The 12692-nt window shown below is 67.7% G+C and carries 14 protein-coding genes and 1 riboswitch; of the genes, 8 read left to right on the top strand and 6 right to left on the bottom strand.

Annotated elements, in window-relative coordinates:
• Positions 1-989: EamA family transporter (locus F3J14_RS29640; RefSeq protein ID WP_166725964.1), on the bottom strand; the 989-nt coding region annotated here is incomplete at its 3' end.
• 173 nt (positions 990-1162) lie between these two features.
• On the opposite strand from F3J14_RS29640, the gene F3J14_RS29645 reads away from it, so the two are divergent.
• From F3J14_RS29645 to F3J14_RS29655, 3 genes are all read left to right on the top strand, one after another.
• Positions 1163-1375 carry a hypothetical protein gene (locus F3J14_RS29645; protein ID WP_166725965.1) on the top strand — a complete coding sequence of 71 codons (213 nt, stop codon included), beginning with the start codon at positions 1163-1165 and terminating at the stop codon, positions 1373-1375.
• A gap of 110 nt (positions 1376-1485) precedes the next feature.
• Complete coding sequence (locus tag F3J14_RS29650; protein ID WP_166725975.1) at positions 1486-1839, top strand: type II toxin-antitoxin system RelE/ParE family toxin; 354 nt, start codon at positions 1486-1488, stop codon at positions 1837-1839.
• On the top strand, positions 1836-2117 hold the full coding sequence (locus tag F3J14_RS29655; RefSeq protein ID WP_166725966.1) for an XRE family transcriptional regulator: 282 nt from the start codon (positions 1836-1838) through the stop codon (positions 2115-2117). Before F3J14_RS29650 ends, F3J14_RS29655 begins: the two co-directional genes overlap by 4 nt.
• A 43-nt stretch (positions 2118-2160) precedes the next feature.
• Here F3J14_RS29655 and F3J14_RS29660 read toward each other — a convergent pair whose 3' ends face one another.
• From F3J14_RS29660 to F3J14_RS29670, 3 genes are all read right to left on the bottom strand, one after another.
• Complete coding sequence (locus tag F3J14_RS29660; protein ID WP_166725967.1) at positions 2161-2949, bottom strand: molybdopterin-dependent oxidoreductase; 789 nt, start codon at positions 2947-2949, stop codon at positions 2161-2163.
• A gap of 29 nt (positions 2950-2978) precedes the next feature.
• Positions 2979-3611: a cytochrome b/b6 domain-containing protein gene (locus F3J14_RS29665; RefSeq protein WP_166725968.1), complete on the bottom strand. Its 633-nt coding sequence runs from the start codon at positions 3609-3611 to the stop codon at positions 2979-2981.
• A 93-nt stretch (positions 3612-3704) separates the two neighbouring features.
• Entirely contained in the window at positions 3705-3956 is a 252-nt protein-coding gene (locus F3J14_RS29670; protein ID WP_166725969.1) for a pentapeptide MXKDX repeat protein, read from the bottom strand.
• Positions 3957-4213: 257 nt separating this feature from the next.
• Positions 4214-4330, top strand: a riboswitch (TPP riboswitch).
• Positions 4331-4454: 124 nt separating this feature from the next.
• On the opposite strand from F3J14_RS29670, the gene thiC reads away from it, so the two are divergent.
• From thiC to F3J14_RS29695, 5 genes are all read left to right on the top strand, one after another.
• Positions 4455-6386, top strand: a complete 1932-nt coding sequence (gene thiC, locus F3J14_RS29675) for a phosphomethylpyrimidine synthase ThiC (protein WP_006754218.1) — start codon at positions 4455-4457, stop codon at positions 6384-6386.
• A 235-nt stretch (positions 6387-6621) separates the two neighbouring features.
• A complete protein-coding gene (locus tag F3J14_RS29680) occupies positions 6622-6834 on the top strand; it encodes a glycine zipper 2TM domain-containing protein (RefSeq protein WP_166725970.1) in 213 nt (70 codons plus the stop codon).
• Positions 6835-7033: 199 nt separating this feature from the next.
• The gene (locus F3J14_RS29685) at positions 7034-7297 is read left to right on the top strand and encodes a hypothetical protein (protein WP_166725971.1); all 264 of its coding nucleotides are present in this window, start codon (positions 7034-7036) and stop codon (positions 7295-7297) included.
• A gap of 142 nt (positions 7298-7439) precedes the next feature.
• Positions 7440-8366: a DMT family transporter gene (locus tag F3J14_RS29690; protein WP_166725972.1), complete on the top strand. Its 927-nt coding sequence runs from the start codon at positions 7440-7442 to the stop codon at positions 8364-8366.
• A gap of 492 nt (positions 8367-8858) precedes the next feature.
• Positions 8859-10139: an EAL domain-containing protein gene (locus tag F3J14_RS29695; protein ID WP_166725973.1), complete on the top strand. Its 1281-nt coding sequence runs from the start codon at positions 8859-8861 to the stop codon at positions 10137-10139.
• 24 nt (positions 10140-10163) lie between these two features.
• Here the strand turns inward: F3J14_RS29695 and arfB are convergent, their stop codons facing one another.
• Together arfB and F3J14_RS29705 are read right to left on the bottom strand one after the other, a co-directional pair.
• A complete protein-coding gene (gene arfB / locus F3J14_RS29700) occupies positions 10164-10568 on the bottom strand; it encodes an alternative ribosome rescue aminoacyl-tRNA hydrolase ArfB (RefSeq protein WP_006754224.1) in 405 nt (134 codons plus the stop codon).
• Positions 10565-12692, bottom strand: a 2128-nt coding sequence (locus F3J14_RS29705; protein WP_166725974.1) for an AAA family ATPase, incomplete at its 5' end; no start/stop codon positions are given. The genes arfB and F3J14_RS29705, both read right to left, overlap by 4 nt.

Raw genomic sequence — 12692 nt, forward strand, 5'->3', positions numbered from 1 at the left:
CCCGCCGCCGAGCCGGTCGCCACGGCCGGCGAAGCGTCGGCCGCCGCGCGCGCCGCGGGACGGCGCGCGGGATCGAACAGGAACGACAGTCCGACGCTGCCGAGAATCGCGACCGTCGCGATCACGGTCGCCATTGTCACCGGCTCACCGAGCATCAGCGCACCGAGCGCGACCGCGACGATCGGGTTCACGTACATGCAGCTGCTCGCGATGATCGGGCTCGTGTGGCGAATCAGGTAGCCGTACGCGACGTACGCCGCCATCGTGCAGAACACCATCAGGTACAGGAACGCGAACACCGGCGCCGCCGCGACCTGCTCGATGCGCTCGCCGAGCAGCCACGCGGCCAGGGTGGACATCAGCCCGCCGAGACCGATCTGCAGCGAGGTCGACAGGAACAGGTCCGACGGCAGCTTGAGCCGCGTCGACAGATGCGCGCCGCCCGCCCAGAACAGCGCGCCGGCCAGCACGCAGATCGTGCCGAGCGCCGAATTCGCGGCGGCCGCGCCGCCCGAATTCAGCACGACGATGCCGACCATCCCGAGCGCGACGGCCGACCACTCTCCCTTCGTCACCGGGCGCCCGGCGACCGCCGCGATCACGGTCGCGAACAGCGGCACCGTGGCGACCATCACCGCGGCCGAGCCGCTGCTGACCGTGCGCATCCCGAGCGCGATCGTGCCGGACGACAGCGCGACCAGCATCGTGCCGACGATCGCCGAGTTGCGGATTTCCAGCAGCGTCGGCCATTCGGGCTTGCGCCGCAGCGCGAAGATGAACAGGCCGATCCCGCCGAGCAGGTTGCGCAGCCCCGACAGCAGCAGCGGCGGGAACGACTGCAACGCGAAATGCAGGCCGCTGTAGGTCGAACCCCAGACGAAATAGATGAATACCAGGGCCAGTGCGACCCGGCCGCCGCGGCTTTGCGGCAGGCGGATCCGGAACGGCAGGCGGGCGAGGAAATCGAGGAGGCGGTCGAGCGGTGTCATCGTTCAGCCTGCCCGCACGACGTGTCGCGCGCTCCGCTGAAAGACGCCGGAGAAACCGGCAAACGGCCCTGACGGGACCGGGAAGGCGCAGACGAACGTGCGGAACGACATGGCGGTGCGAACGGCGACGAATAAGAACCGGCGAGCGGCGGCAGAGGGTCACGAAAACGTGCGTGAACGGCTTCGTCCACGCAATGCTCGGCATTATGGCATCACGGATTCGAAAGCATCGTCAGACCCGTCTGAAAGGATATCGACTGACGTTTCGGCGCGACATTCTGCGCCCGCCGGACACGCTGGATCCGGGGCCGGATACGCGCTGCATGGGCGTCGCGGGCGCCGTGCTGAAACCCTTCCCGCGCGTCACGCTCGATACCTCGGCCTGATGGCCAGTCATGCGCTTCAGGTGTCGCTTCGCGCTTATCGTGGCGATCGGCCTGCCGGTCCGGCCGCCGACCTTCCGTCCATTCGACCCGCACACCACCCATACAAAATTTTGTATAATTCAACCATTCTTCCGCCGAAGCCGGTTGTCTTCGTCGGAGGCGCCCTTGACGCGCTTCGCGGCTTTCCACTGCCCGCGCGCCGCGAAGCCGGCCACCAGATCGACCAGGTGCAGCGCGGTCTGGCGCCCGACGATTGGAAGCCGATGCGCACCGTCGGCCCCGGCGTGCGGGAAATTCGCCTGCGCGATGCGAGCGGCGCATTCCGGATCATCTACGTCGCGACATTCGCCGACGCGATCTACGTGCTGCACTGTTTTCGCAAGCAATCGGCGCGCACCTGCAAGGCCGATGTCGAACTGGCCACCCGGCGCTATCGCGCGCTGACGATCGAGAGGAAACGATGAGCAATGAACGCTATACGAATGTCTGGGACGCAATCGAGGGCCAGCCGGCCGAGGCCGAGAACATGAAGCTGCGCTCCGAACTGATGATCGCGCTCAAGCAGCGCATCGCGCAGCTGGAACTCAGCCAGGCGCAGGCCGCGAAACAACTGGGCGTCACGCAGCCGCGCGTGTCCGATCTGCTGCGCGGCAAGATCAACCTGTTCGGGCTCGACGCGCTCGTGAACATGGCGTCGGCCGTCGGCCTGCGCGTCGATCTGCAGGTGCGCGCATCCGCGTAACGCATCGGCAAGCACGGCCGCCGGCGCGGGCGCGCCCCGCCGCTCACGATCCGCCGAACCAGTTGTACCCCTGGTCGACCCAGTAGCCGCCCGGGAACGTATTGGTCACGAAGATTTCCATGATGTGCTTCGGATTCTTGTAGCCGAGCTTGGTCGGCATCCGCAGCTTCATCGGAAAGCCGAATTCCGGCGGCAGGCGATGGCCGTCGTAATCGAATGTGAGCAGCGTCTGCGGATGCAGCGCGGTCGGCATGTCGATGCTTTCGTAGTAATCGTCAGCGCATTTGAAGCCGACGTATTTCGCGTGCGTATCGGCACCGACGCGCGCCAGAAACGCGCCGAACGGCGTGCCGCCCCAGCGGCCGATCGCGCTCCAGCCTTCCACGCAGATGTGCCGCGTGATCTGCTCCGCGTGCGGCAGCGCATACAGCTCGTCGAGCGTCCACACGCGCTTGCCCGTCACGCGGCCCGACAGCATGAGCCGGTACGTCGCCGCGTCGACGTGCGGCACGTCGTCGATGCCGTAGTACGCGTTGAACGGGAACGGCCGCGTAATGTCGGCTTCGGTGTAGGTCGGCGCGAGCCGCTCGCCGCTGAAGATCCACGCCTGCACGCGATCGTTCAGCCGCGATACCCGCTCGAGAAACGTGTTGACCGACGCGTCGTCCTGCAGCGAGCAGCCGGTCAACATCGTCAGGCCGCCGAGCGTCAGGATGCGGCGGTTGAAGAGCCGCCGCGACGGCATGTCGAGCGTGCGGCGCACGTCGAGTTCGAGCGACTTGCGGTCGAGCGTCCAGCGCGAACGGTCGCGCGTACTTTCGGATTCCGACATGATGATCCCCTTTGCCCGCACGGTGCGGGTCAGCGTCCGCGCAGCATCGCGAGGAGCGAGCGCGGCACGCGCAAAGCCATCGCGACGTGCACGACGACGAATGCGACCAGCAGCGACATCGCCCAGAAATGCACGACGCGCGCCATGTCGTAGCCGCCGAACAGCTCGCGCAGCAGCGGAAACTGCACGGACTTCCAGATGGTGAGCCCCGACAGCACCAGCACGACGAGGTCGGCGATCGCGGTCAGGTACGCAGTGCGCTGCACCGCGTTGTAGACGCTGAGGTCGTCATGCGACAGCCGCCCGCGCAGTGCGGCACGCAGGTCGCGCCAGACGGACGCCGGCGTGACCGGCAGCAGCATGCGCGCGAAGCGCCCGGTGGTGATCGACATCGCCAGGTAGAACAGCCCGTTGCCGACGAGCAGCCACATCGCCGCGAAATGCCATTGCAGCGCGCCGCCCAGCCAGCCGCCGAGCGTGATGCCGTGAGGAAACGCGAACGGCGGATAGATCGGCGACGCGTCGTAGATGCGCCAGCCGGACAACACCATCAGGATGGCCGCGAGCGCGTTGAGCCAGTGGCTCACGCGCACCCACGCCGGATGGATCGGGCGCACGGGCGGTGACGCCGCGTCGCGACCGGTGGCGGGAACGGTTTGCATGGTGAAGCCTCCAGAGATGCGTGAATGATGCAAACGCACTCGATGAGCGGCGGCGGGCGACGCAATGCACGCACCGCCCGCCGCCCGCAGGCGTCAGTTCGACGGCGCCATTTTGTCGCTGGGCGTCCCCTTGCCCATTGCGTCGTGGCCCATCGCGTCCTTCTTCATCGCATGCTTCTTCATGGTGCCCTTCTTCATCGCGCCGTCCTTCGCCATCGCGTCGTGGCCCATGGCGTCCTTCGACATCGACGTGCCGTCCTTCGACATCGCATCGTTCTGCGCATGAGCGCTCACGGCAACCATTGCGAAAGCGGCGACACAAGCAACCAGCAATCCGTTTTTCATGACATCTCTCCGGTACATGGGTTTAAGGAACCGAATAGACGCAGCATGATCCCGGAAATGACAGCCGGTTGAATATTTTTTTCGGCCGGCGTTTCCGGCAGGAATTGAATGGCCGCGATGCTGCACCGCTTCGCCGCGGCGGCCTTGCTGGCGGCCCGGGTGACGGCAGCGCGCGCCGCCCGCGATGCTGCGGCCGCACCCTCGCCTAAGTTCCGCCCCCGGTTGAAACCGCCGCGAAGCCGGTGTATCGTGTGCCCTTGCTAACGCGGGGGTCCTGCAATGCGTTCGGTCAAACAACCGGCATTGCGGGTGAGAAATACCCTTTGAACCTGATCTGGATAATGCCAGCGCAGGGAAGCGTACGGATTTCGCCGCCTTCCTTCTGACGAAATCCGCCGCCTCACCAAACCTCGTCTCCTGCTTAGCTCGAGCCCCACATTCGTCAAGGGCTCCGGGCAAGCGCCGAAGCGCGTGTCCGGCGCTCACACAGGAGATTGCATGAACGCCAATCCGAAGTTTCTGTCTGCCGACGCCCACGTCGATGCCGCTGCCGTCGCGCCGCTGCCCAATTCGCGCAAGGTTTATGTAACCGGCTCGCAGCCCGACATCCGCGTGCCGATGCGTGAAATCACGCAGGCCGACACGCCGACCGGCTTCGGCGGCGAAAAGAATCCGCCGATCTACGTGTACGACACGTCGGGCCCGTACACCGATCCGGACGCCAAGATCGACATCCGCGCGGGCCTGCCTGCGCTGCGCCAGGGCTGGATCGAAGCGCGCGGCGACACCGAAGTGCTCGACGGCCTGTCGAGCCAGTACGGCCTCGAGCGCGCGGCCGACCCGGCCACCGCCGACCTGCGTTTCCCGGGCCTGCACCGCAACCCGCGCCGCGCGCAGCCGGGCAAGAACGTCACGCAGATGCACTACGCGCGTCAGGGCATCATCACGCCGGAAATGGAATACATCGCGATCCGCGAGAACCAGCGCCGCGCCGAGTACATCGAGAGCCTGAAGTCGAGCGGCCCGAACGGCGCGAAGCTCGCCGCGATGATGGGCCGCCAGCACCCGGGCCAGGCGTTCGGCGCCGCGGCCTTCGGCGCGAACGCGCTCGCCGAGATCACCCCCGAGTTCGTGCGCGACGAAATCGCGCGCGGCCGCGCGATCATCCCCGCGAACATCAACCACCCGGAATCCGAGCCGATGATCATCGGCCGCAACTTCCTCGTGAAGATCAACGCGAACATCGGCAACTCGGCCGTCACGTCGTCGATCGGCGAGGAAGTCGACAAGATGACGTGGGCGATCCGCTGGGGCGGCGACACCGTGATGGACCTGTCGACCGGCAAGCACATCCATGAAACGCGCGAGTGGATCATCCGCAACAGCCCGGTGCCGATCGGCACGGTGCCGATCTACCAGGCGCTCGAGAAGGTCAACGGCAAGGCCGAGGATCTCACCTGGGAAATCTTCCGCGACACGCTGATCGAGCAGGCCGAGCAAGGCGTCGACTACTTCACGATCCATGCGGGCGTGCGGCTGCAGTACGTGCCGCTCACCGCGAACCGGATGACGGGCATCGTGTCGCGCGGCGGCTCGATCATGGCGAAGTGGTGCCTCGCGCATCACAAGGAAAGCTTCCTGTACGAACACTTCGAAGAGATCTGCGAGATCATGAAGGCGTATGACGTGAGCTTCTCGCTCGGCGACGGCCTGCGCCCCGGCTCGATCTACGACGCGAACGACGAAGCGCAGCTCGGCGAACTGAAGACGCTCGGCGAGCTCACGCAGATCGCGTGGAAGCACGACGTGCAGGTGATGATCGAAGGCCCCGGCCACGTGCCGATGCAGCTGATCAAGGAGAACATGGATCTCCAGCTCGACTGGTGCAAGGAAGCGCCGTTCTACACGCTCGGGCCGCTGACCACCGACATCGCACCGGGCTACGACCACATCACGTCGGGCATCGGCGCCGCGATGATCGGCTGGTTCGGCACCGCGATGCTGTGCTACGTGACGCCGAAGGAACACCTCGGACTGCCGAACAAGGACGACGTGAAGGAAGGGATCATCACGTACAAGCTCGCCGCGCACGCGGCCGACCTCGCCAAGGGTCACCCCGGCGCGCAGGTGCGCGACAACGCGCTGTCGAAAGCGCGTTTCGAGTTCCGCTGGGAAGACCAGTTCAACATCGGCCTCGATCCGGACAAGGCACGGGAATTCCACGACGAGACGCTGCCGAAGGACTCGGCGAAGGTCGCCCACTTCTGCTCGATGTGCGGCCCGCACTTCTGCTCGATGAAGATCACGCAGGACGTGCGCGAGTTCGCCGCGCAGCAGGGCGTGTCGGAAACCGAGGCGCTGAAAAAGGGGATGGAAGTCAAGGCGGTCGAGTTCGTGAAGACCGGTGCCGAGATTTATCACCGTCAGTAAGCGCGCACGGCGATCCGCACGGATCGCATCGTGACGCACTGCAGGAAGCCCGCTTTCGAGCGGGCTTTTTTTCGCCCGCATCACGCATGCCTGCTCGGGCACGGGAAACAATTGATTACGAAACCGTACCAGCCTTAACAAGTCCTTACAGCAGCGCATGGGGACGGGGCGTAGATTGGGGTCATGCGCGACCGGGGGTCGCGCACTTCCGCCCACTACCACAAGGACAACGATCATGAACTCGATTCGGCGTTTTGGGGTATACGCGCTCATCGTCGCGACAGTGGCCAGCCTGTCGGCCTGCGATTCGATGTCACGGCGCCAGCGCGATACGGCAATCGGTGCGGGTGTCGGCGGCGTAGCCGGCGCGGCGATCGGCGGCAACGCGCTGTCGACGCTGGGTGGCGCGGCAGCCGGCGGCATCATCGGCAACCAGATCGGCAAGTAAGCCGGTCCGGCGCGTGCCGCGCGACGCGCGGCACGTTTCAGTTTTGACCAGACGGCGTTTCCGCGGTGCGGAAGCGCCGTTTTCGTATCCGGCGCAGGCGATGCACGGAAATGATCCGTTACCGTTTTGCGCACCGTGTCATCGCCGTGCGGCCTAAGCTTAAGCATCTGCCGATTGCCGGCACCGCCGGAGAAACATCATGATCAAGCCCCTCGTCGCCGCGGCGCTCGCGTGCGCGACACTCGCCGGCTGTTACTACCCTTACGGCTACTATCCGTCCGGCTATTACGCAGCGGCGCCCGTGCAGCCTGCGCCGGTGCAGCCCGCGCCGGTCTATGTCGAACCTGGCCCCGCGTACTACTATCCGGCCCCAGCATATGCCCCGGCATGGGGCGGCTATTGGGGCCCGGCGCTATCGCTGAACTTCGGTTTCGGCGGACGCGGCGGCCATCGCCATCACTAAGCCACCGAGCCGGCCATCCGGCCGGTTCGCGGCGGCAGCGAACGGATTTCCCGTTTCTTGTCGTTTCATCCGATCGTGAAACGACGGCGTGGTAACGCGGTGTAAGATTCAGCGCATCCCTTCCCCTCGCCGGCCACCCTCGATGTCGCCCAAGAACGCCTTTCTGCTGACCGTCCTCGCTGCCCTGTGGGGCGCGTCGTTCCTGTTCATCCGGATCGGCGTCGCCGAATTCGGCGTCGCGCCGCTGATGGCGCTGCGCGTGGGCATCGGGGCGCTGTTCCTGACGGGCCTCGCGCTGACGCGTTTCAAGCCTGCCGACCTCGGCGCGCGGCTGCGCCAGCATGCATGGCCATTGTTCGTCGTCGGCGTGCTGAACTCGGGCGCGCCGTTCTGCCTGTTCGCCTATGCCGAACTGACGCTGTCGGCCGGCGTGACCTCGGTGATCAACGCGACGACGCCGCTGTGGGGCGCGCTCGTCGCGTACGTGTGGCTGAAGGACAAGCTGTCGCTGCCGCGCTCGCTCGGCCTCGTGATCGGCTTTGCAGGCGTGCTCACGCTCGTTTGGGATCAGATCGCGAATGCGCACGGCAGCACCGGCGCCAGCGCGACCGCACTGGCCGCCGTCGCCGCGCTCGGCGCGACGCTGCTGTACGGCATCGCGGCCAACTATACGAAGCGCAAGCTCAGCGGCGTCGATCCGCTCGTCAACGCGACCGGCAGCATGATCGGCTCGACCGTGCTGCTGCTGCCGTTTGCAATCGCGACCTGGCCTGCGACGGCGGTCAGTGCACATGCATGGGGCGCCGTGCTCGCGCTCGGCATTGCCTGCACGGGCATCGCGTATTTCATCTTCTTCTACCTGATCGCGCATGTCGGCCCGGCCCGCGCGATTACCGTGACGTTCGTGATCCCCGTGTTCGGCCTGCTGTGGGGCGCATTGTTCCTCAGTGAACACGTATCGATCGTGATGCTCGAAGGCTGCGCGATCGTGCTCGTCGGCACCGCGCTTGCGACCGGCGTGATCAAGCGGATTCCCGGGGTCCGCCCGCGCGGCGAGGAAGCGGCCTGAGCTGACTAAGCGGCCTGAGCGGTGCGCGTGGCGGCCGGCGCCCCGCCGGTTGCCGGTTTCGCGTGACGCGCCGGTTGCCAGTCCCCGGGCTTCGAGTACCGCGCGTCGACCGGTACACGCCGAAGCATGGCGCCTTTCACCCAAGGCCGATGACCGCGCGCGGTGCGCGGCCTTCCGGCCCCTCCGTTTTCCGAATCCCGCGCATTCTTCGCACGCAACGCACGCGGCGCACGCTGCGCGGTCGCCGCGTGCTCGACCGGTGCCCTCGCTGGGTGCATGCTCCGGGCGGACAGGCCCGTCTCCGTGCGAGTGTAGCGTTTGCGTCTGGAGTTACCCTGATACGCGCGCCGCGCCATTCCCGTTACACTCGGGACACTCATCCGCAGAAGGCGGTTACGATGCGCCACGTTCTTTCGCGTCCGCCTGCGCGTGCGACAGCTTCGGCGTGGCGGCACGACACCGTCCCCCGGAGCGCGCCAGGGCACCCTTGACATGAAGCCCTCCCGCGACCTCTCGCTCGAATCCCTCCTCGAACGCCTCACGCCGACGCCCAGCGGCTGGATCGCGACGTATCGCGACACGACGCTGCGCAGTGTGTTTCAACCCGTGCTGTCGATCACGCACAAGCGCGTGGTCGGCTATGAAGCGCTGCTGCGCGTCGTGGACGCGAACGGCACGCTGGTGTCGCCGGTCGCACTGTTCGACAAGACGCGCGCGACCGCCGATGCGTTGCTGCTCGACCGGCTCGCGCGCTGCCTGCATACGGCCAACTTCGTCGCGCAAGGCATCGGCGACGGCTGGCTGTTCCTGAACGTGACGCCGCGCGTGCTCGATTCGGGCCTCGTGCAGCGCGAATTCGTCGAGGCGCTGTGCCGGCATTTCGCCCTGCCGCCGAACCGCATCGTGCTGGAAGTCGTCGAGCAGCCGTCGCGCGACGAAGCCGCGCTCGCCCGCACGATCGACATGATCCAGCATCGCGACTTCCTGATCGCGATCGACGATTTCGGCACCGGATTCTCGAATTTCGACCGCGTGTGGCGCGCGCGGCCGGATATCGTCAAGCTCGACCGCTCGCTCGTCGAACGCGCGACCGGGTCGGGCGAGGATCGCCGCATCATGCATCACCTGGTATCGATGCTCCACCAGGCCGGCGCGATGGTGCTCGCCGAGGGCGTCGAAAGCGACGACGCGCTGCAGGCGCTGATGGACGCCGATATCGATTTCGTCCAGGGCTTCCAGTTCGGCCAGCCCGATGCATCGATCGCACATGCGAGCGCCGCGGCTCCCGCGATGCTCGATGCCGCGTGGCAGCGTTTCATCGCGCAGCGGCATACGCCGGGGAGCGCCGAGCAGCCGGGCTTCGACGCGATCGAGCGGCTCGTACTCGCCGGCGCGGCCGCGTTTTCCGCGAGCGGCGACCTGAACGACGCCGCACAGCGCGTATTCGCGGTGCCGGCCGCGCGCCGCGTGTTCGTCACGGACGAGATCGGCGAACAGTTCCTGCCGTCGATCGGCGCGCCCCCCGAGGACGGCCAGGCGGGCGGCACTCGGCTCTCGCCGCTGTTTCCGGAAACACACAGCAACTGGTCGCGACGCCCCTACTTCCAGCGCGCGATCGCGGCGCCGGGACGCGTCGCGCTGATGGGCCCGCACTTCTCGCTGACCGAAGGCCGCGACTGCTATACCGCTGCCGTCGCGATTCGCGCGCAAAGCCGCCTCGTCGTGTTCTGCGTCGACTTCGTGCTGGACAGCGCGGGCACCGTGATGCGGTAGCGGGCGCGGCGGCCCAGCCCTTCGTCAGTCTGTCACCTTCCCTCTTCCCGACTTCACCGCGCTGCGACGCGACTTGTGTTCGAGCCGGCGCTCCTTCGACGCGCGCGTCGGGCGTGTCGCGACCCGCGCACGCGGCGTGAACGCGACGCTGCCGATCAACGCATCGAGCCGCGCGAGCGCCGCGTCGCGATTCTTCTCCTGCGTGCGGTATTCCTGCGACTTGATCACGACGATGCCGTCGCGCGTGATGCGCTGGTCGGACAGTGCGAGGAGCCGCTCCTTGATGACGGGCGGCAGCGACGACGCGCGAATGTCGAAGCGCAGGTGAATCGCGCTCGACACCTTGTTGACGTTCTGTCCGCCGGCGCCCTGCGCGCGCACGGCGGTCCATTCGACTTCGGCCGGATCGAGCGTGTAGCGGATCATCATCGCGACGGCTCCTGGCGACGCCGCGCGAGCGCCTCGTGGACGCGGGCCGCAAGGCCCGAATCGCGTTGCGTGCGCGTCGCGACCGCCTGCGCGAGCACGCGCCGCGGGCCGATCACCTGCACGCGCGTGCGTGCGCGCGTGACGGCCGTATAGACGAGTTCGCGCGTGAGCACGCGCCCGAACGACGCCGGCAGCACGAGCGCGGCCTCGTCGAATTCGGAGCCCTGCGATTTGTGGACCGTCAGCGCGAACGCCGTTTCGTGCGGCGGCAGCGCGGCGGGCGACACGGCGCGCGCGGTGCCGTCCGCGCGCCGGAACCACACGCGCAGCACGCCGTGCGCGTCCGGCAACGCGATGCCGATATCGCCGTTGAACAGCCCGAGCGCATAGTCGTTACGCGTGACCATGATCGGCCGCCCGGTGAACCAGTGTGCGCCGACCGCGAGTGGCACACGCGCGGCATGTCGCACGTGCGTGGCCACCAGCGCATTGACGTGCTCGGCGCCGCGCGATCCCGTGCGCGTCGCGCACAGGATCCGGAAGCGGTTGAGCGCATCGAACAACGGCAACGGATCGGGCACCGGCTCGGACAACGCGGTACGCAATGCGTCGAGGTACGCGCCGAATCGGCGCGCGAGCCGCTCGACCGTCGACGTCGCAAGCGTATCGCCCGCGTCGTCATGAAACGACGCGGCAGCGGCATCGTCCATCGGCAACGCATCGAGCGCGGCCTGCACGTCGCCGCGGCGGATCGCCAGCGACAGGCGGCCGATCGGCGAATCGAGACCGAAGCGGTAATTGCGTTCGAGCCACACGACGCAGTCTGCAAGCGGTGCGGGCGCGGGCGACGCGACGGCGTGGTCGTCGGCTCGCGTTGCGACGGTCGACGCAAGCGACGATTCGGCTGCATTGGCCGCATCGGCCGGATCGAATGGCGCGAGCTCGACCGCGTCGAGCCACGCGAGTTCGTCGGCCTCGATCCACGCAGGATCGGCAGCCGCGCTGTCGATGTCGGTCGGTGCGGGCGCCGCAGGTGGCAACGACGCGGCCGGCGGCGCGACATCGGTAGCGGACATCGCTTCGTCCTGCGGATCGTCGTCGAACAGCGACGCCTGGCGCGTATCCACGTTCCGTCGCGCCGGCGGCTTGCGCGTAGCGCTCGTCGTCGACACCGGCGCGGATGCCTGAGCTGGCGCTGGGGCCGGTGCTGGAGTGGGCGCCGCAACCGCCGCCACTTCGCCGTCCGGCACCGGCAACGCCGCGACGAAGGCGGCTTCGTCGATCCCGAGTGCACCCGCGATGCGCGTGCGTGCCGCGGCGGTAAACGTGGGCCGTGCGCTGAGTTCGGCGAACACGGCGCCGGCCTCGACCGCGGCGAGCTGATCCTTGTCGCCCAGCAGCACGAGCCGTGCGCCGGGCGCGAGCGCATCGAGCAGATGCGCGGCGAGCGCGACGTCGATCATCGACGCCTCGTCGACGACGATCAGGTCATACGGCAACGGATTGTCGCGGTGATGGCGGAAGCCCGCCGCTCCGCCGCCGCCCAGCAGGCGATGCAGCGTGTACGACGTGTCGGGCAGGCGCGCGGCAAGTTCCGGCGGCAGGTCGCCCGCCCGCGCGTGCAGCGCTTCCTGCATCCGCTGCGCGGCCTTGCCGGTCGGCGCCGCCAGCGCGATGCGCAGCCCCGGATGCGCGTCGAGCAGACAAGCCAGCACCCCGACGACGGTCGTGGTCTTGCCGGTGCCGGGGCCGCCGCTGACGATCGTCACGCGCCCTGTCAGCGCAACGATCGCCGCGACGCGCTGCCAGTCCACTTCACCGGTCGCGGGCCCGAAGTAACGCGCAAGACTGTCGCGCAAGCGCTCGGGCGACAGCGCGTCGCCCGGTGCGGCGACGCCGGCCTGCGCGACGAGCGCATCGGCGAGCCGCCGTTCGTAGTCGAAATAGCGCGACAGATACAGATGGTCGTGCCGGTCGATGATCAGCGGCCGCTCGTCGCCGCGCGCGAGCGTACCGAACGCCACCACGCCGCTCGCGGCAAGCGCCGCGCGCACGTCGTCGACCGGCTCCTCGTAGCGCTGCGCGAGCGCGCCGAGCGACACGCACACGTGGCCGCCCGCGGTC

The organism is Burkholderia sp. Tr-862 (assembly GCF_011753085.1).
Classification (GTDB): domain Bacteria; phylum Pseudomonadota; class Gammaproteobacteria; order Burkholderiales; family Burkholderiaceae; genus Burkholderia; species Burkholderia ambifaria.